Below are 1,189 nucleotides of genomic sequence, written 5' to 3' on the forward strand. Positions count from 1 at the left end.
ATCGCGCACTGATTTGAGGCTGTAGTCGGCAGCTGAGCCTTTCTTTCTTCCACCTCGGTTAGAGGGGTAGCCAGCCGTCAGTTCCAACTTTCTCAGCTTCCAGTCCAACAAAGCGGGACGGCTCCAAATGTATTCTTCGCCTTTTGAGAGCATGTGCCAGATGACCACTGTCAGCTTTCGTGCTGTTGCCACCGCTGCGATCTGACTGCCGCGCTTTTCCCTGACCCGCTGAAAGAAGGCTCTGAGCGGTCCGGGTGTACGGGAGATCGACCAGGCCGCCTCCACCAGCATCGCTCGCGCGTGCGACCGGCCCTGCTTTGTGATGCGGCCATGATACGCGGCTTTGTCACCAGATTGGCGTACCCGAGGATTAAGACCGAAATAGCTGACGAGTTTCTCCGGAGACAAGAAGCGCCCGATTTCGCCAATAGCGGCCAGAACACTCAGCGCGACGATCATGTTGACGCCTGTGATTGTCATCAGCTGTTTCACGCGCGGCTCCTGAAGCGCCGTTTGTGCGAGATCTTCGTCGATCTGTTTGAGTTCGCGACCGAGACGATCCAATTCGACGGCATGGCGGAGGATGACGCGTCGCTGGTCTTGCGCGACAGGTTGGGACTCCAGCCAATTCCTGCCCCGTTTTGAAAAAAGAGACGCATTGTATGGCGGGATCAGATTGGCATGCAGCACCGAATGGATGCGGTTCTTGAGACGGGTCATCTGGGAAACCAGCTGCACCCGCTCGGCCACGACCCGACGCAGCCGCTCTGTTTCCTCATCCGGCATCCAGACTTCCGGCAGAAAGCCGCTGGCGTGAAGCTTCGCCAGAACGCTTGCATCGATCTTATCGGTCTTGACTTTGGCCCAGGCGATGGCGCGAACGAGCAGCGGGTTGGAGATGACAACACGGTTCACAAAAGGCGACAGCAGCCGCACGATGGCCTTTGTGTTGACTGTCGCTTCCAGAACGATCTCATCCTCCGCATTCAGTCGCTCTGCAAACTTCAGGATGTGTTCTCGCTCAAGCTCGAGGCGACCGGCATCCCGGATCTTGCCATTCTCCAGGATCGCCACTTGTGCAAAGGTACGATGCACATCAAGTGCAATGATTTTCATGATGGGCTCCTTTCCAAGGTCAGTAACCAAGGGAGCCAGCGGGCCACACGACAACTACGGATTCGCGCTCGCA

At 57.2% G+C, this 1,189-nt stretch carries 1 protein-coding gene; it reads right to left on the reverse strand.

The features are described 5' to 3' along the window. The coding region (locus AC2FPW_RS16005; protein WP_496814505.1) for an IS110 family RNA-guided transposase at window positions 1-1,116 on the reverse strand (1,116 nt) is incomplete at its 3' end. Between the last annotated feature and the right edge of the window lie 73 nt (window positions 1,117-1,189).

The organism is Ruegeria sp. SATB027 (assembly GCF_059613825.1).